Annotated in this window: 16 protein-coding genes; 11 read left to right on the forward strand and 5 right to left on the reverse strand. The window is 42.6% G+C overall.

Annotated features, from left to right (window positions below; genetic code table 11):
• Positions 1-28: 28 nt before the first annotated feature.
• On the reverse strand, positions 29-814 hold the full coding sequence (locus tag JOD17_RS15820; protein WP_204698918.1) for a methyltransferase domain-containing protein: 786 nt from the start codon (positions 812-814) through the stop codon (positions 29-31).
• Positions 815-1001: 187 nt separating this feature from the next.
• On the opposite strand from JOD17_RS15820, the gene JOD17_RS15825 reads away from it, so the two are divergent.
• The 8 genes from JOD17_RS15825 (at position 1002) to JOD17_RS15860 (ending at position 9603) form a co-directional block, all read left to right on the forward strand.
• Entirely contained in the window at positions 1002-1913 is a 912-nt protein-coding gene (locus tag JOD17_RS15825; protein WP_204698919.1) for a ketopantoate reductase family protein, read from the forward strand.
• 174 nt (positions 1914-2087) lie between these two features.
• Positions 2088-3704: an amidohydrolase gene (locus tag JOD17_RS15830; protein ID WP_204698921.1), complete on the forward strand. Its 1617-nt coding sequence runs from the start codon at positions 2088-2090 to the stop codon at positions 3702-3704.
• A 79-nt stretch (positions 3705-3783) separates the two neighbouring features.
• Positions 3784-4851 (forward strand): ABC transporter substrate-binding protein, encoded by a 1068-nt coding sequence (locus JOD17_RS15835; RefSeq protein WP_204698923.1) that lies wholly within the window; start codon positions 3784-3786, stop codon positions 4849-4851.
• A 61-nt stretch (positions 4852-4912) separates the two neighbouring features.
• Complete coding sequence (locus JOD17_RS15840; RefSeq protein ID WP_420827946.1) at positions 4913-5983, forward strand: ABC transporter ATP-binding protein; 1071 nt, start codon at positions 4913-4915, stop codon at positions 5981-5983.
• 18 nt (positions 5984-6001) lie between these two features.
• Positions 6002-6799: an ABC transporter permease gene (locus tag JOD17_RS15845; RefSeq protein ID WP_204698925.1), complete on the forward strand. Its 798-nt coding sequence runs from the start codon at positions 6002-6004 to the stop codon at positions 6797-6799.
• Positions 6796-7644, forward strand: coding sequence for an ABC transporter permease (locus tag JOD17_RS15850; protein ID WP_204698926.1), 849 nt, complete (start codon positions 6796-6798; stop codon positions 7642-7644). The genes JOD17_RS15845 and JOD17_RS15850 overlap by 4 nt, the downstream gene beginning before the upstream one ends.
• 28 nt (positions 7645-7672) lie before the next feature.
• A complete protein-coding gene (locus tag JOD17_RS15855) occupies positions 7673-8944 on the forward strand; it encodes an NAD(P)/FAD-dependent oxidoreductase (protein ID WP_204698927.1) in 1272 nt (423 codons plus the stop codon).
• 23 nt (positions 8945-8967) lie between these two features.
• A complete protein-coding gene (locus JOD17_RS15860; protein ID WP_204698928.1) occupies positions 8968-9603 on the forward strand; it encodes a GNAT family N-acetyltransferase in 636 nt (211 codons plus the stop codon).
• A 35-nt stretch (positions 9604-9638) separates the two neighbouring features.
• Here the strand turns inward: JOD17_RS15860 and JOD17_RS15865 are convergent, their stop codons facing one another.
• Positions 9639-9797: an aspartyl-phosphate phosphatase Spo0E family protein gene (locus JOD17_RS15865; RefSeq protein ID WP_081831659.1), complete on the reverse strand. Its 159-nt coding sequence runs from the start codon at positions 9795-9797 to the stop codon at positions 9639-9641.
• A 382-nt stretch (positions 9798-10179) separates the two neighbouring features.
• On the opposite strand from JOD17_RS15865, the gene JOD17_RS15870 reads away from it, so the two are divergent.
• Positions 10180-11523: a Na+/H+ antiporter NhaC family protein gene (locus tag JOD17_RS15870; protein WP_204698929.1), complete on the forward strand. Its 1344-nt coding sequence runs from the start codon at positions 10180-10182 to the stop codon at positions 11521-11523.
• A 126-nt stretch (positions 11524-11649) separates the two neighbouring features.
• Here JOD17_RS15870 and JOD17_RS15875 read toward each other — a convergent pair whose 3' ends face one another.
• Positions 11650-13047 carry an NAD-dependent succinate-semialdehyde dehydrogenase gene (locus tag JOD17_RS15875; RefSeq protein WP_204698930.1) on the reverse strand — a complete coding sequence of 466 codons (1398 nt, stop codon included), beginning with the start codon at positions 13045-13047 and terminating at the stop codon, positions 11650-11652.
• Positions 13048-13059: 12 nt separating this feature from the next.
• Complete coding sequence (gene gabT / locus JOD17_RS15880; protein WP_204698931.1) at positions 13060-14370, reverse strand: 4-aminobutyrate--2-oxoglutarate transaminase; 1311 nt, start codon at positions 14368-14370, stop codon at positions 13060-13062.
• A gap of 106 nt (positions 14371-14476) precedes the next feature.
• On the opposite strand from gabT, the gene gabR reads away from it, so the two are divergent.
• Positions 14477-15889, forward strand: coding sequence for a MocR-like transcriptional regulator GabR (gene gabR, locus JOD17_RS15885; RefSeq protein WP_204698933.1), 1413 nt, complete (start codon positions 14477-14479; stop codon positions 15887-15889).
• 41 nt (positions 15890-15930) lie between these two features.
• Here the strand turns inward: gabR and JOD17_RS15890 are convergent, their stop codons facing one another.
• Positions 15931-17325, reverse strand: a complete 1395-nt coding sequence (locus tag JOD17_RS15890) for a sigma-54 interaction domain-containing protein (protein ID WP_204698934.1) — start codon at positions 17323-17325, stop codon at positions 15931-15933.
• A gap of 94 nt (positions 17326-17419) precedes the next feature.
• Here JOD17_RS15890 and JOD17_RS15895 point away from each other — a divergent pair, with 94 nt between their 5' ends.
• Positions 17420-17914 (forward strand): GNAT family N-acetyltransferase, encoded by a 495-nt coding sequence (locus JOD17_RS15895; RefSeq protein ID WP_204698935.1) that lies wholly within the window; start codon positions 17420-17422, stop codon positions 17912-17914.
• The last annotated feature ends 123 nt before the right edge of the window (positions 17915-18037 follow it).

The raw sequence follows: 18037 nt of genomic DNA on the forward strand, positions 1-18037 counted from the left end.
GAAACAGCTGCCGGTGGCAGCTGTTTTTTTATGAGCGTGTGTTATCTACTCGGGCAAGGACTGCAATCGTTGGTGCTTGTCCTGTATAAGTCGTACCCGAAACATCATCAAAATATTTTTCAACAAGAAATCCAGCGTCAATGAGCTCTTGCTCTAGTTGCTTCAAAGTGAAGTATTCATTCCAAATGTAGTGAACGACCGTTTCTTCTTCTGTTGTAACCACTGTTTGTTCGAGCGTAATGTTTTTTGTGTAACGGGTATTTTTCGTTAATGTAAGATGTGGTTCATTGGACCAAAATCCTGAGGATGGATGATGTTCCCAAGTCATCGCTTCTTCAAATGCATCGTATTGATGCATTGAAAAGACATCGAGAAATAACTGACCTTCAGTAGTAAGCGTTTGTTTTAAATTGTGCAGTAATGTTTTGCGATTTTCTTTAGATAAGGCGCCATAATCACAATAGATCATCGTTGCGAAATCATGAAGCATCTCGGTTGGAGGTGGTTGAAGGTAATCGTGCACATAATAGGTGCTCTGACTGTCATGAGCTTTTGCATATTCAACTGAGCGACTAGAAAAATCAAGTCCAGTCACGTTATGCCCAAGTTTTGCAAAGCGTTTCGTATAAAGACCAGGTCCACATCCGAAATCAATGATTCGTGGGCCAGCGATTGTCGAGATAAATGCAGCGGATTTGTCAATAAAGTGGTGATTGCGGGTAGCGCCCTCAAACGAAGGATCAAGGTGTGCTTGTAACATGTTTTTGGAGATGTGTTCGTTTGTCCAAATCGAACCTTCAGATGGGGTGAACACTCGGTAATGTTAATACGTGAGATGGAATTGTAAACACGTTTTGTTCCTCCAATTTGAATACATACAGAGACTCGTGAGAGTGTCTGTAGTAGTTTTAAGAATCAATGAATGAGAGATCGACCTTTCATGTATGTCACATTATCATGGTAGAATTACGAATAGCAAACGAGAACGAGGAGGGGTTTCAATGACGACCATTGCAATGATCGGGATTGGCGCAGTAGGTGCTGTTTACACAAATCTATTAAACCAAGACGAAACGACAGAACTTTATTGCGTGATGGATGATAAACGAAAAGAGCGATACGTACGAGAAGGGATGAACGTAAACGGTAAAGAAACCAAGTTGAACTACGTCACACCAAGTGAGGTGAACAAAGAGATCGATTACGTGATCTTTACTGTTAAGAATACACAACTTCATGCAGCGATGGATCTCGCACAGTCCATTGTTGATGAACGTACGACGTTTTTATCGCTATTAAATGGGATTGATAGTGAACGAGAGTTATCTGAGCGGTTTGGTGAAGATCGTGTATTGTATGGCTTGACGAATGGAATTGATGCAACAAAAAACCTTCATGACGTGTTCTATACATATCCTGGAACTCTGTATTTTGGTGAAAAACGTAATGAACAGGTCACCGAACGTGTACAACAGTTACAAGCTGTGTTTGAGCGAGCGCAAATCCCTTCGGTTGTCCCCGTCGATATGGAACGTCAATTGTGGCATAAATTTATGGTGAACGTCGGTGTAAATGCAGTGACCGCAATCTCGCGCTCGACACACGGAGTTTTACGTGACTCTGAAGAACTATTGAATGTGAGTAAGCGGGCGATGAATGAAGTTATTCAGGTTGCAAACACAAGCAACATTGCTCTTACAGAATCTATGATTGATGAGTTCTTTGAAAACGTTTGGACGAAAGTAGGATACAGTGGAAAAACATCGATGTTGCAAGATATCGAGGCGAAAAGAAAAAGTGAGAATGATTATTTTGCAAAACGAGTCATTGAGGTGGCGCAAAAACATGGCATTTCAGTACCTGTTAATGAAACGTTATATGCATTCGTACATCATGAAGAAAAGCGCTTTTGAAATGACGAAATGTCATTAATGTCAGATTATCGCACGATCTTTTTTGAAAAAATGACTGGACATTTGAACGAGGAAGCTATAGAAATAGAACTATAAACACATTCGCTTTCGTAGAAGAATCGACATCTTTAGTGGGGATTTTACAAAAAATTCCGTTGAGTTCAGGGGGCCTACATGAATAACGCAGACATCGTATTAAAGAGCCGTGCAATTTTTACAGGAAATGAAGAACAGCCGTTTGCGGGCGGTCTAGCAATCTCAGGGAATAAAATCGTCGCTGTTCTAAAGGACGAAACGATTCAATCTTACATAACGGATGAAACGACCGTGTATGAATACGGTGATCAACTGATCATGCCAGGGTTCTACGATTTCCATGTTCATTTATTTGCAGGCAGTTTATCCGAGCAAAGCGTGTTACTTCATGCAGCGAAATCAGAAGAAGAGGCTGCACAAATGGTGAAAGTATTTGCTGATGCGCATCCTGAAGATGAATGGATTTTCGGTTTTCGTTGGTATCATATTTATTGGGATCGTCATGAGTTGCCAACAAAATCGACCCTTGACCGACTCATTCCAGATCGGCCTGTCTTCTTGTTCAATGATGAGTGTCACGGTGCATGGTTAAACAGTAAAGCGCTAGACATTTTAGGCATTACGAAGGATAGTGAAAATCCCCCGTTTGGTGAAATTGTGAAAGATGAGTATGGAGAACCGACTGGCTTTTTGTATGAGACTGCAATGGGTTTCGCTCAACAAGCGTTTGATTCGTTGTCAGAAAGTAAAAGAAGGCAGCTGTTGCAGACATTTCTAGAAAAAGCTGCGAGTTATGGGGTTACATCTGTTAGCGATATGCTTCCGTTACCAGGGTTATCGCTTGGAGATTTAGAGATGTACAGAACGTTCGAAGAAGAAGGGACACTTACGACGCGGATTCATTTTATGTCCGCATTGGATGGAGATTTAAATCAACCGAAACACCTTCGTGACACGTACAAGACTGACAAGCTAAAGTTCAATGGGCTAAAGCAGTTTCTTGATGGTGTACCCATTGCGTATACTGCGCTTTTAGTGGAGCCGTATTCAGATAAGCAGGAGACCATTGGAGATACGCTAATTCCGTCAGATGTTGTACGAGAATGGGTTGTTGAGGCTGATAAGGAAGGATTTCGAGTGCGCTTGCATGCATGTGGTGATGGGGCCGTTCGACTCGGTCTAGACTGTTACGAAGCTGCACAAATTGCAAATGGTGTACGAGATTCAAGGCATACAATTGAGCATATTGAAGTCATTCATGAAACGGATTTACCGAGGGTAGCACAGCTCGGGGTGATTGCGTCTATGCAACCAGAACATTTAGCAGCAGCAGAAAACTTTAATGACAATGTGTATGTTGATCGTTTAGGGAAAGAAAGAGAACCTTTAACGTGGCCGATTCGAACGTTGCAAGACCAAGGAGTAGCAATTGCTTTTGGTACGGACTTCCCAGTTGTAGGGCTCGATCCTTGGTTAGAAATTTATCGAGCAGTTACGAGAAAGCATGATGACGGTCTTCCTGAAGAGGGTTGGAATGCAAAAGAAAAAATTTCACTTCAACACGCGTTGCAACACTATACGAAAGGGTCTGCACATGCAAGCTTCACTGAGGACCGGCTCGGAACGTTAGAAGTAGGCAAGCTTGCTGACGTTATTGTGCTAAAGCAAAACCCCTTCACATCATCTGAAAGTGAATTGAAGGAGATCAAAACAGCGCTTACGATCATGGATGGAAAGGTCGTTTATGAAGCGTAAGTCGATCATTCATGAACGTAAGGAGGTGTCCGCAGTTTTTCTTTGCTAGCCTATTATTTGAAATAAGGGGGTCTTTAAAATGAACAAGTTTGCAATCGGTACATTGTTTCTAGGGGTTGCTGTTCTTAGTGCTTGTGGTAATGGTGGAAACTCAGATTCTGACGTTGCAGGGGGTGAGCAGGAGCTTGCTAACGAGTTGTATTTCTTTAACTGGGGTCATAACATTGATGAGCAAATTCTCGCTGATTTTGAAGAAGAGTTCGGTGTAGAGGTCATTTATGATACGTATGCGTCCAATGAAGAGATGCTTACCCAAATTAATAGCGGTGCAATCTCCTATGACATTATCATCCCAACAGACTATTTTATTGATCGAATGATTCAAATGGATCTACTTGCAGAGCTTAACATGGAAAATATTCCGAACTTTGAAAATATCGCAGAGGAGTTTCAAGATCTGGAGTTTGATCCAGAGAATCGTTACTCTGTTCCTTATCTTTATGGCAGCACGGGCTTAGCGTACAACACAGAAGTGTTTGAGGAACCACCGACAAGTTGGGAAGTACTTTGGGACCCAGAATATGCTGGCAAAGTAACCGCGCATGACACATCTCGAGACTTTGTGTCGCTCGCTTTGCAAAGACTCGGTAAAAGCATTAACGATTTAGACGATGCTAGCTTAGAAGAAGCACAAGGGATTTTAGGTGACCTTAATGCGAACGTTTTGAAGTATACGACTCAACCAGCAGCTGAACTCATTAGTGGACAGTCGGTCGCATCACTCGCTTATTCCGATCAAGCTGGAATTGCGATGGCAGAGAATGACGCAATTGCTTATGTTTTACCTGAAGAAGATGGTGGCATGCTTTGGATGGATAATTTCGCAATCCCATCGAATGCGAATAGTCAGTATACAGCAGAGGTCTTTATCAACTTCATGTTAGATGCAGAAGTAAGTAAGATGCTCACCGATTACATTCCGAGCAGTAACCCAAACGCGGCTGCTAGAGAGCTCATGTCAGAAGAAGAGTTATCGAATCAAGCTTCGTACCCTGACATTCCTGAGTCATCAGAATACTATGTTGATCCTACACAAGATGAAACGAGAGCAATCAACCGAATCTGGAACGAAGTTCGAGCACAATAGGAATACGAGTCAACAGCCTTCTAGTGACATAGAAGGCTTCTTTAAGAAGGGAGAATTCAGGTTGAATGAGACGATGGTAGAAATTAAACAAGTAACAAAAGCATTTGATGAAGGCATTGCAGTCAATAATCTCAATTTAACCATTCGTGCAAAGGAATTTATTACAATTCTTGGACCGTCTGGGTGTGGGAAGACGACGACGTTACGGATGATTGCAGGCTTTGAAACACCTACATCAGGTGAGATTTGGCTTTCAGACAAAGAAGTGGGGCGATTAGAGCCGTATCAACGCGACGTGAATACCGTCTTTCAAAGCTACTCGCTATTCCCTCACATGACTGTTTTTCAAAATGTCGCTTTTGGGCTCAAGATGAAGAAGATGAAAAAAGATCAAATTGCAGCAAAAGTGAAAGAAGCACTGGCGCTCGTCCAGCTCGAGTCGTTTGCTGATCGAAGTCCAAAGCAATTAAGTGGTGGTCAACAGCAACGGGTCGCCATCGCAAGAGCGATCGTTAATGATCCGAAAGTGTTATTGCTCGATGAGCCACTCGGTGCGCTTGATTTGAAATTACGCAAACAAATGCAATTGGAATTAAAACAATTGCAACAACGCTTAGGGATTACGTTTGTTTATGTCACGCATGATCAAGAAGAAGCGTTAACGATGTCAGATCGAATCGTTGTCATGAATAAAGGTGAAATTGAACAGCTAGGGACGCCTCAAGAAATCTACGAACATCCACGAACACCATTTGTAGCAAGCTTCATTGGTGAAGCCAATGTATTATCGGGTGAGGTGCAAGAAGTTCAAGTTGACCACGTTGTTGTTGCAATCGGAGACATGTTTGTGATCGCTAATCATAATCCAGACGTGAAAAAGGGAGATGAGATTCTTTTTTCAATTCGTCCTGAGAACGTTCAATTCTATGAGTCTAATGCGACACCGTTTACTGTATCAGCAACGTTACAAGAAATCATCTACGCCGGTGCGATTATTAAATTTATATGTGAAACAACGAGTGGGCAACGATTAATCGTTCAAGCTAGTGGCGATCGGTTGCGTACAGTAAAAGAGGGAGATGAGATGATTATTGGTTGGGATGCGAAGCATGCGATCGTATTGTCGGCGTAAGAATAGCGGGTGTGGACAATGAGAAAAAAGACGAAAATTATACTCGGTATTTTCTCAGTTATGGTGTTTTTGTTTTTTTACATACCTTTGTTTGTAGTGATGGCATTCTCATTTAACGATTCGAGTGTAGGTACGGTATGGACGGGATTTACAACGCAGTGGTATGAATCACTCTTTTCTAATCGACAAATTCTAAGTGCCGTGCAAAATAGTCTTTATATTGCTGTTGTTACGACCATTATCTCGACGATCCTCGGTACGTTAGCAGCGATTGCTCTGTATCACTATAACTTCCCGGGCAAGCGATTTTTGAATGTAATCTTCTACATTCCAGTGGCGATGCCTGAAATTGTTGTCGGCATATCATTGCTCGCGCTTTATGCGATGGTCGGAATGACTCTAGGCTTAAATACGGTCTTTCCGGGTCACGTTGTTATGGCGACTTCCTTTGTTATGCTCGTTGTTATGGCACGGTTACATGGATTTGATCCTGCGATGGAAGAGGCTGCTAAAGACTTGGGCGCAAACAAATGGCAAACATTTTGGCGTGTTACATTTCCGCTGATTTTTCCTGGAGTACTGGCAGCGTCATTGCTCGCGTTTACGATTTCACTTGATGAATTTGTAGTTGCGTTTTTCACAACAGGCCCTGGTTCTAATACATTACCTGTTCTTATTTACTCAATGGTTCGACGTGGCGTCTCTCCTGAAATTAACGCCTTATCGACGATTATGCTTATCTTTATCGTCATTGTCGTCCTCATTGTTGGACGAGTACTCATTCAAATTCAATCAAGAGGGGGAGATCGTCCATGAAACCGATTCGGAATGCTTACGCTCTCCTTTCTCCAGCGATTGTCTGGTTAACACTCTTTTTAGTCGTTCCGGTGGCACTGATTACAGTGATCAGTTTCTCAACAGATGGTGGATACGGTCTCATTATTTATGAGTTTAGCTTAGATGCTTACATTCAAGCTTTTGATCCATTTTATTTACAGATTATTTGGCAATCGGTCGTGTGGGCATTTGTCTCCACCGTTATTTGTTTAGTCGTAGGCTATCCGTTTGCTTACTTTATTGCTCATTCAGGTAAATGGAAGAATATCTTGTTAATTCTCGTTATGATTCCTTTTTGGAGTAACTTGTTAATTCGTCTATATGCGTGGGTCATTTTATTAAATAATGAAGGGGTGATTAATCAATTCTTGCTATCAATTGGCTTGATCTCAGAGCCAATCACAATGTTATATACTCCATTTTCAATTGTCGTTGGGATGGTTTATGGGTTTTTGCCGTTTATGATCTTGCCAATTTATGCGTCAATTGAGCAGTTAGATCGAAGGTATCTAGAAGCTGCAGAAGATTTGGGAGCAGGTCCTGTTTCAACGTTTTTGCGTGTAACATTGCCGATTACGATGCCTGGGGTGATTGCAGGTGTATTTATGACATTTATTCCGGCAGTTAGTGTTTTTGTGATTACGGACTTACTCACAGGAAACCGCTTAGTCATGATCGGAAATGTGATTCGTGACGCTTTCGTCGTTGAAATGAATTGGCAGTTAGGTTCTGCGCTATCCATCTTACTCATGGCGCTCGTATTATTGTCTGTATTAATTTTCACACGCTTTACGTCTAGTCGATCAAAGAAAGCGACACGTTAACACATCGTTTAATCTAGGAGATGGAAATATGGAAACTTTATCAATGTGGGAAGCAACATCAACACAGCGCCTACATCGCACATCGTTAGATCAAGATGTATCGACAGATGTTGTCATAATTGGTGCAGGTTATACAGGGTTATCGACCGCCTACCATTTGCAAAAGCAAGGCATTCAGACGGTTGTTCTCGAGCAGAGTTATGTCGGCTCTGGAGCGAGTGGTCGAAATGGGGGTGAAGTGTTAACGGGTTATCACGGTTCAATGAAGCATTGGATGGAGAAAAAGGGAGAACAGGCGGCAAAGGAAATGTTCCAACTATCATTAGATGCGATTAACCTCGTGGAACAAATCATTCGCGAACAAAACATCCAATGTGACTTCAAGCGTAATGGTGATTTCTATGCGGCTTATAAAGAAGCAGATTTAGATGCGATGAAAGCCGAACAAGAAGTGCTACACAAGCACTTTGATCATACAGTAGAGATCGTTGAACGAAACGAACTTCGAAACGAACTTGCGACATCGTTTTACGTCGGAGGAAGGGTAGATCCAAAAAGCGCTCACTTTCATCCGTTTAACTATGCGGTCGGTCTTGCAAAAGCCGTCGAAGGGCACGGAGGAACGATTTTTGAACGTACGGAAGCTTTAGCCATCAAGCGTTCGAAACAACAAGTCGTCATTAAAACTGAGAAGGGCACGGTGACGGCAAAGGAACTCGTCATTGCCACGAATGGCTATGCTGGACCCTTGCATAAAACGATTCAAAGATCGGTCGTCCCGGTTGAAAGCATTATGATTGCTACAGAACCACTGCCAGAAAAGCTCGTAGAAAAGCTAATTGTACATGATCGTGCCGTTGCTGATTCTAAGAACCTCTTATATTATTTCAGGCGTACGGCAGACAATCGACTTGCTTTTGGAGGGTCAGGAAGAAGCTCATCAAAACGAGATCAAAAGCGATTGTTCGAAAATTTACACAAAGGAATGTTGACGGTTTTCCCACAATTGTATGATCGCAAGATTGCATTCGAATGGGGCGGGAAAGTTGCATTTACGACTGAAAAGTTGCCTTACATCGGTCAATTAGACGATGGAACATATTATGCGTTTGGTTATGCAGGACATGGTGCTGCAATGTCTTCAATGCTCGGTAAACAACTAGCTGAAGCCATTTATTCTCATACGCCCGTGTCCATTCCGCTAGCGAAACGCCAATTGCAGACGATTCCATTCCATCAACACTATCAAAAAGGGATTTCATTGATGAAGTTTTATTATAAGCATCAAGATCGTCGCTAAATCTGAAAAGAGGAAGGATAATCATGCTTAAAACAGAATCGTTGGATGAACCGTTAATACGAGCAATGAAACCGAATGATATTATAGATGTCGCAGCATTAGCTGCAAAGGGATTCGGGAACGAACAGATTGTATTCAAAGAAAAGCATTATGAAAAGCACCTTGAGCATTTTCCAAACGGTCAGTTTGTTGCGGAATTAGAAGGGAAGATTGTCGGTTCTTGTTCGAGTCTCATCGTGGATATGAGTGATTATGCGAAACAGCATACAATATCAGAGATTACGGGTAATGGCTATTTCCACAATCATAACGGTGATGGAACCCATCTTTACGGTGCAGATGTAGTGGTTCATCCGTCGTATCGTGGACGTAAAATTGGACATCGTCTCTATGAACAACGGAGACAGCTATGTAGAAAGTTAGGGCTAAAAGGGATTATGTTCGGTGGACGAATCCCTCACTATCATCGCTATGCTCAAGAGTTGTCTGCGGAGGAATACTGTCAGCGAGTCATTAATGGAGACTTACAAGACCCGGTGATGAGCTTTCAACTAGGGCAAGGCTTTCAATTTCAAAGAGTGCTTGAAGGATATTTGCCAAAGGACCATGAGTCTTTAGAATACGCAACGTTAATGGAATGGAAGAATACAGACGCGTAAAAAAAGGGAAGCCATCGGCTTCCCTTAAAAAATTCCTAATTCTTCTTCACAATCAGGAATTCATAAATTAATTGATCTAATTCTCTGGATTTCTCTAGTACGTCGGGGTTATTCAGGCCCTTCTCTTGGGCAAGTGTGTTCATTTCATTACGGAGTAGGTCGATGTTGTTCGTTACTTGTACGAGTGGTTGCATCCGGTTCCCCCCTTAAAGAAAAAATCTCTAGCAGAGAAATTAAGATAAGTACGAGTACTATTACGTACATATTACCCGTTAAATAGCATAATTGAAACCAAAATTATTGCAATTTTAGTGAATTTTTTTACTAAACTCGTTTCCCCCTTGCTTTATAGCGGTTCTTTAGATCGAATATAAACATAAAAGCGTAAGCTTTTTACTTGTATGGATGAAAATTTGAGGAAAAATGAAGCGATCAGAGTCACGTTGCCTTAGCTATTCGATAACACATGCATTATGCATATATACATACTAAATGAGAGTTTTCCCTTGCTGAATCAAGTTTTGTTTGGCATATAATTTGCAGTTTACTTAGGAAAAGGTATAAGGGGGAAACATCTTGGAGTATGGAATCATGTCAGTTATACCCATTCTCATTTTAATTGTGGGCATTATCGTTACGAAGCGATTACAGGAAATGCTCATATTATCGGTATTTGTATCAGCGTTACTACTCTATGGGACAGGTTTTTTTACTGGGTTCATTGAACTCCTGTATATGGCGATGGCAAGTGATACGTTTCAATTTCTTGTGTTGATTATTTTTGGATTTGGTGCGATGATTGCTATTTTTGAGAAGTCAGGGTCGTTGCTTGGGTTCGGGAGTACGTTAGCGAGATTCGCGACAACTCCTAAGAAGAGTCTATTAACGACGTGGTTTCTCGGTTTAATTATATTTATTGATGATTATCTGAATGCATTAGCTGTGTCGTCCTCCATGAGAAGCATTACCGACAAGAAGCTAGTGCCCCGTGAACATTTAGCATATACCGTCAATGCCACTGGTGCATGCATTTGTGTGCTAGTACCATTTACAAGCTGGTCAGCTTTTGCAGTTGGTGTTGTGAATGATTATAATCTCGGATTTTTAGATTATGTTGCAGCGATTCCGTTCATGTTCTATCCGCTTGCTGCAGTCATTATTGCATTGCTTCTAGCTGTAGGGCTCTTACCGAAAGTAGGGCTAATGAAAAAAGCTTATGAACGTGTGGAACAAGGTGGTCCGACGATGCCTGAGGAAAAAGGTTCGGCAATTGTTAAAGCTACGATCAATACGGATGTAAAGAAATCAAGCCCGTTAAATTTCATTATTCCAATTATCGTTCTAGTGATTGTTATGATGTACTTTGATAATGATCTCATACACGGAATCATTGCGGCGCTCGTCGTTCAAGCAATCATGTACATATCGCAAAGAATCATGACACCGACTCAGTTCATGACCAACTTTGGAGAAGGTCTGACAACGATGACGACGCTTGCGTTTATAATTCTTCTCGCATTAGCGCTCGGTGAAGGAAATCGAGAGCTCGGTTTATCTGAATATATGATTGAAGTGTTCACGGTTTTCATATCGCCTCAATTACTACCTTTAATCGCCTTTTTGGCGTGTGGATTTATTGCGTTTATTACAGGGAATTTCTGGGCGTTAATCGTACTAGTTGCTCCAATCTTTATGCCTTTGTCGTTTGAGATGGGTGTGAATCCGTCCTTAATGATTGCAGCGATTATGTCAGGGGTTGCTCTCGGTAGTCAGGCGTGTTTTTATTCAGATGCCATTTTTATGACCTCTGCCGGGACAGGTGTATCCCCAGTATTGCAAGTACGAACGATTATGCCTTACGTAGTGTTAGGGGTCATCATCGCGACATTGTTATTCCTAGGTGCAGGCTTTATTTTCTAGTACTTCGTTTGATGAAGACAAGCGTTTCGCAATAGGTGAAGCTAGGGAGAGGTATGATTGCGAAGAAACGTGGATCCAATTAAGAAGAAGCCCAGATCATATGATCTGGGCTTCGTACACACTCTATTAGAGTCCAATCGATAGATACTTCGTCTCGAGGTATCCTTCGATTCCTTCAGGGCCACCTTCGCGACCGATTCCACTTTCTTTCATTCCTCCAAACGGAGCTTGTACAGCAGACGGACCACCGTCATTCCAGCCGATAATCCCGTAATCTAAGTTTTCGGCAATGTAGAGTCCACGACGGTAATTCTCTGTAAAGTAGTAAGCAGCTAAGCCGAATGGTGTATCGTTGGCAATCGCGATTGCATCGTCAATTGACGTAAAGGTCGTAATCGGTGCAACGGGACCGAAGGTTTCTTCATGCATGATCGTCATCTCATCCGTTACGCCGTCAAGAACGGTTGGATGCACGAAGTAGGTTCCTTTTTCCTCGTCTTGATCAAAAGAACCACCTACGAGTATGCTTGCACCTTTTTCTTTTGCGTCGTTAATTTGGCTAACAATTTTATCGAATCCGTTTTTGTTAATGATCGGGCCGATGTCTGTTGTGGGATTCGTACCGATGCCGACTTCTAGTGATTTAACTTCTGCAGCTAATTTGGACGCAAACTCGTCTTTAATCGCTTCGTGAACGATAAGGCGATTTGCGCAAATGCACGTTTGCCCCGCATTGCGATATTTCGATGCAACGGTTTGCTTAACTGCAAGATCAAGGTTTGCATCTTCATCAATAATTAATGGCGCATGACCACCAAGTTCCATGGATACTTGTTTAACGGTGGTGGCGCTCTGTTTCATGAGAAGCTTACCGACGTTTGTTGAGCCTGTGAACGTTACTTTCTGAATGATTGTGCTTTCCGTAAACTGCTTCCCAATCATGACGCTATCGCCGTTCACCACTTGCAAAACGTCTTCAGGAATGCCTGCTTCGTGGCCTAATTCAACGAGTCGAATGGCAGTAAGTGGTGTGTCTGGGGCCGGTTTAATAATGAAACTACAGCCTGCTGCTAGTGCAGGTGCTGCTTTACGCGTAATCATCGCAGCAGGGAAGTTCCACGGTGTAATGGCAGCGACAGGACCAACGGCTTGGCGAGTGACGACAATTCGTTTTTCCGTCGAAGAAGCAGGAACGGTTCGACCGTACACACGCTTTGCTTCTTCAGCGTACCACTCAATATAGCCAGCTCCGTAGACAACTTCGCCTTCAGCTTCTTTTAAAGGCTTACCGTTTTCAGCTGTAATGAGCGCTGCGAGTTCTGCTTTGTGCTCAAGTATTAAGTTATACCAAGTACGAAGTCGTTTGCTACGATCTTCAGCGGTCGTTTTTGACCAAGTGCGGTAGCCTGCTTCAGAACGTTCAATCGCTGCTTTAACGTCTTGTTCAGTCTGCAGGGAGATTGTATCTACAATCTCACCTGTGGCTGGGTTTTTGATTTCAATCGTCTTTGTTGTAACTGTCATGTATGACACTCCTTACGCGTTTTGAAATGCAGCTTGAACGATATCAAGACCTTCTGCAAGTTGCTCATCTGTGATGACGAGTGGGGATAGGAAGCGTACGACGTTTCCATTCACACCTGCAGTAAGAAGAAGCAATCCATTTTCATTTGCATACTTTGCAATCGCTGCTGTACGCGCTTTATCAGGTGTCTTCGTTTCGCGATCTGTGACGAGCTCAATGGCCACCATCGCTCCTAAGCGGCGGATTTCCCCGATGCCGTTATCTGTTTTCATCCATTCGTTCGCACGATCTTCAATCGTTTGACCGATGTGTTCAGCGCGCTCATTTAATTTTTCTTCTTCAATAATGTCAAGAACAGCAAGTGCTGCGACGCATCCGAGTGGGCTACCTGCATACGTGCCGCCAAGCTCTCCAGGATCTGCTGCATCAACGATGGCAGAACGACCGACAACACCACTGATTGGAACGCCTGCTCCCATTGATTTCGAGACAGTCACTAGGTCTGGAACAATATCGAAGTGTTCAGATGCGAACAATTTACCCGTTCTTGAAAATCCTGTTTGGATTTCATCAGCAACAAAAACGATGCCATTGTCTTTACAGAATTGAGCGACGTGTTGTACGAAGCGTTTCGGAGGAACGATAAACCCGCCTTCACCTTGTACTGGCTCCATGACAACACAAGCAACCGTTTCAGGAGCAACTTGTGATACGAAAAAGTTGTTAAATTCTTCAATGATGAAGTCTGTGTAACGCTCTTCACTCATTTCTTCAGGGCGCTTGTACAGATACGGGTAAGGCGCTTGATACACTTCAGGAGCAAAGGGACCGAACCCGAACTTGTAAGGCTTTACTTTACTCGTCATGCTCATCGTCATGTTCGTACGTCCGTGAAAGGCTCGGTTAAACGTAACGATCGCTTGACGACCAGTGTATTTACGAGCCATTTTAACCGCATTTTCTACGGCTTCAGCACCAGAGTTTAGGAACAAGGCTTTTTTCTCGTGATCTCCTGGTGTGAGGTGAGAGAGTTTTTCTGCCAGTTCAATATACGGTGCGTACATCATGACGTTAAACCCAGGGTGAATGAATTGATCAATTTGCGCTTTGATTGCTTCGTTGACTTTCGGATGATTGTGACCGACGTTAATCGTACCGATTGCCCCTGCGAAATCAATGTACCGGTTGTCATCTTGGTCGTAAACAATTGCACCTTCACCGTTTGCAGCGATGTTTCGGTTACCGTTTCCAACACCTCGTGCAACGTAACGATCTCGTTTTTCTTGCCATTCAGCCGTGCTTACGTTTGTTTGAACTGTCATGATAAATGCCTCCCATAAGTAGTATTTTCTTTTTATTTTGACTGTATATCTGTAAAATAAAAAGCACCAAAAATAAAAATTTGATGGTACCAGATGAGGGGATACGATGATTACCTTTCAAATCGATCGGACGAGAAGTAAAACGTATTTGTATCAACAACTATACGAGCAACTAAAGCAAGCGATATTGCAAAAAAATCTAAAAGCACACGATAAGTTACCGTCAAAGCGAGAGCTTGCTGCGAATGTAAGTGTGAGCTTTAATTCAGTGAATGCTGCGTATCAACAGTTGGTCGCTGAAGGTTACGTGTACGCAAAGGAACGTATGGGTTACTTTGTAGAAGAAATCACGATGTTTGAAGTGGAGCCAAATGAAGCGTTGCAAGAAGTTCCAGAGCATTTACGCGAAGATGAGAAAACAAAGGAGCACATTGCTTCGTTTTCGCATATGAGTGCCGATCATGCCTCGTTTCCGTTAGATAGTTGGTTGAAATGTGAGCAACAGGCACTAAAGGCGGAACGAAAACAACTAGAGAACTACGTGCATCCACAAGGGTTGTATACCGTCAGGCAGACATTGGCTCGGTTTTTGCGTTTAACGAGAGGTGTGAAATGCCGCCCCGAACAAATCGTTCTCGGATCAGGAACTCAGCAATTGTTGCGGCAGCTTTCTTCTATTATGAATCCAGATACAACGTATGGTATTGAAGAACCTGGGTATCAACGGTTGCGCCATCTGCTCGAAAGTGAGGGGCGTTCAGTGGCGTACGTCCCACTCGATGACCAAGGTGTCTCTATGTCATATTTAGAAAAGAGTCGCGTTTCGGCGGTGATTACGACGCCATCTCATCAATTTCCAACTGGGATCATTATGCCGATCTCAAGAAGAATCGAGCTTTTGAACTGGGCGGTAACGAATGAGAATCGGTACATTATCGAAGATGATTACGATAGCGAATTTATATATGACGCAGATGCCGTGCCGTCACTACAAAGTCTAGACGGTTCCAATCGAGTCATTTATACCGGTACGTTTTCAAAGTCATTATTACCGGGTCTTCGCATTAGCTACATGGTGTTGCCGGTTCCTCTTCTTGAAAAGTATCGCGACAAACTGGCATTTCTTATGTCCTCATGTAGTACACTCACACAACTCACATTGCAGCGCTTCATTGAGACAGGGGAATACCAGAAACATATTAAAAAAATGACAAAGCTTTACCGAGTGCGGCGAGAGCGTTTAATTGAAGAACTTGAGAAGGCGTTCGAACGTACAATCGAAATTACTGGTGCCAATTCAGGGTTGCACTTTGTTGTAACAGTTAAATCAGAGCGAGGGGAACGAGAGATTTTAGAGCGCGCGAAGGCGCTCGGGTTAGAAGTTTACGGGACAAGCCGTTTTTATCAACAAGTCTACACATCAACGCATCCGAGCCTCGTCATCGGGTTTGCGCGGTTAAGTGAAGAACAGATGGAAGAGGCAGTCACAACGTTAAAAGAAGCTGTGTACGGTGTGTAGTTAGGATAGAACGAGACTGATCGAGCGCCAGTTAGCATGACTCATGTTTCGTATTTTCTCACACGTCTAGAAAAGGTAGGTTGTGACATGCCAAGGCTTTTGGCGGCTTCTCTAGAATTTCTATGTTCGTCTGCGGCTTGCAAGATGACGTTTTTCTCGATGCGTTCTAGAAATTGGCTGAGTGTTTCGCTTTCGTGCTTTTCAAAAGCGAGTGATTGTTCAGGGTCTGTAAATTGAAGCTCTTTCTTAAAGTCTTCAGGTGAAATCGTGTCGTTCTCAGCAAACACACACACACGCTCAATGGCGTGTTGGAGTTCGCGAATGTTCCCTGGCCAAGAATAGTGTGTCAATGTTTCGATTGCTTCACGCGAGAGTTTTTTCTGTTGATGATATTCTTCATTAAATTTTTGAACGAATTGATAGGCTAGCAGTGGAAGGTCTTCAAGTCGTTCTTTTAATGTAGGAACTTCGATTTGGAACACGTTTAAACGGTAGTACAAGTCAGAGCGAAATTGCTTGTGATGTACTAACGTTTCGAGGTTTTGATTTGTAGCTGCGATAATGCGGATGTCTGCTCGTCGTTTTTCGGTGCTTCCGATTGGCAAAAAGGTTTTGTCTTGTACGAGTTCTAACAGCTTGGCTTGCATGGCATAAGGAAGTTCAGCGATTTCATCGAGAAATAATGTGCCTCCTTCAGCCATTTGAACGAGCCCTGTCTTCCCGGTAGAATTGGCGCCACTAAACGCTCCCTTTACGTAACCGAACAGTTCACTTTCAAGTAACGATTCTGGGATGGTACTACAATTCAGCGTCAAAAAAGAGTTCGAGCGTCTTTGGCTGTAATCATGAATGGTACGTGCAGTATAGTTTTTCCCAACGCCTGTTTCACCTGTCAAAAGAACTGTAGATGGCAAGGATGATATTCTCGTTACCTTCTGTTCTAAAGATTTCGCTGCCTTGCTTTTCGTAACGGCGCGCTTATTAGATTCTCTTGAAGGCGCTTGCATATAAAAGCGGTGTAATTCGAGAATATACGTTTGAATGAGGTCGTTGATTTCATCAATGCTTTCATCATCTTGTCCGATATGTTCAAATTGTTGGCTAATAGAGATGATTAATTCGATCTGTCCATCTTCGTTGTAAATCGGTTTTGCAACCATGAGTTGTTTCAAATGTTCATTGATGACTTGTACACGAGTAATTTGCTTTTTCTGTTCGAGTGCGAGACGTGTAACAGAAGGATTGAGGATGCCTTGTTTTTCTAAATCACTGACATGTTTACCAGCCATTTCAGCTTGAGATAGGCCAATGCCTTCTGCGCTAATGTGATTATTCCAAACGACAAAGCCTTCATGGTCGGCAACGAATACAGAAATAGGAAGTTGGTCAAGCACTGCTTGTAAACGTTTATTTTGAAATAGCTGGTTGTACTGCATTCACTACTCTCCTCATTTTTTGTATAGCGTTTAGTGTAGCATAGATCGATACGCTGTATGGTTGAAGAAGATCAACTTTATAGGGGGAATGTCTATGAATCTTGAAACGAATCGGTGTAAACTTCGTACTTTAAAGGCGTGCGATCGACAAGGTGTTTTGAGAGTCTATCAAGATGAACAAGTTCGAAGGTATTTAGGTGGGCCCGTGGAGGAAGCGTTAATTAAACGTTTGATTAAACGCTTAGACGAGCCGGATGAGGGGCGTTTTGCGACTGTCATTGAGAAGAGGACGGGATCTTTTATTGGAATGGTTTCAATCGCGTTACATCATGATCAAATCAATGAAGAGGTCTCATATCAACTACTTCCTGAATGGTGGGGAAAGGGATATGGGAAAGAAGTAGTCAGTGCTGTTTTGCAGTATGCATTTCAAAACCTTCATCTAAAAAAGGTCGTTGCAGAAACGCAAGCGGCAAACACTCGATCTTGTCGCTTGCTGGAAAGTGTCGGGATGAATAAGGAAACGGCTGTTGATCGTTTTGGTGAAAAGCAAATTATTTATGCAATTTATAATAACGACCACACGTAAAAACGCAACGGAAAGTCCGTTGCGTTTTTCAGGCTGTTGAGAAAGTCATTTCTCAACAGCTTTTTCTTATTTATAGACGCCGAATCATAACCACGCTTTGTTATAATAGAGAAAAGAACGGAA

It is taken from the genome of Geomicrobium sediminis (assembly GCF_016908595.1).
In the GTDB taxonomy this organism is placed as follows: Bacteria; Bacillota; Bacilli; order Bacillales; family Marinococcaceae; genus Geomicrobium_A; species Geomicrobium_A sediminis.

Excerpts from the sequence above, each read along its gene's own strand:
- JOD17_RS15825 (WP_204698919.1), top strand. The coding sequence starts at position 1,002 with ATGACGACCATTGCAATGATCGGGATTGGCGCAGTAGGTGCTGTTTAC.
- JOD17_RS15830 (WP_204698921.1), top strand. The coding sequence starts at position 2,088 with ATGAATAACGCAGACATCGTATTAAAGAGCCGTGCAATTTTTACAGGA.
- JOD17_RS15835 (WP_204698923.1), top strand. The coding sequence starts at position 3,784 with ATGAACAAGTTTGCAATCGGTACATTGTTTCTAGGGGTTGCTGTTCTT.
- JOD17_RS15845 (WP_204698925.1), top strand. The coding sequence starts at position 6,002 with ATGAGAAAAAAGACGAAAATTATACTCGGTATTTTCTCAGTTATGGTG.
- JOD17_RS15850 (WP_204698926.1), top strand. The coding sequence starts at position 6,796 with ATGAAACCGATTCGGAATGCTTACGCTCTCCTTTCTCCAGCGATTGTC.
- JOD17_RS15855 (WP_204698927.1), top strand. The coding sequence starts at position 7,673 with ATGGAAACTTTATCAATGTGGGAAGCAACATCAACACAGCGCCTACAT.
- JOD17_RS15860 (WP_204698928.1), top strand. The coding sequence starts at position 8,968 with ATGCTTAAAACAGAATCGTTGGATGAACCGTTAATACGAGCAATGAAA.
- JOD17_RS15865 (WP_081831659.1), bottom strand. The coding sequence starts at position 9,797 with ATGCAACCACTCGTACAAGTAACGAACAACATCGACCTACTCCGTAAT.
- JOD17_RS15875 (WP_204698930.1), bottom strand. The coding sequence starts at position 13,047 with ATGACAGTTACAACAAAGACGATTGAAATCAAAAACCCAGCCACAGGT.
- gabT (WP_204698931.1), bottom strand. The coding sequence starts at position 14,370 with ATGACAGTTCAAACAAACGTAAGCACGGCTGAATGGCAAGAAAAACGA.
- gabR (WP_204698933.1), top strand. The coding sequence starts at position 14,477 with ATGATTACCTTTCAAATCGATCGGACGAGAAGTAAAACGTATTTGTAT.
- JOD17_RS15890 (WP_204698934.1), bottom strand. The coding sequence starts at position 17,325 with ATGCAGTACAACCAGCTATTTCAAAATAAACGTTTACAAGCAGTGCTT.
- JOD17_RS15895 (WP_204698935.1), top strand. The coding sequence starts at position 17,420 with ATGAATCTTGAAACGAATCGGTGTAAACTTCGTACTTTAAAGGCGTGC.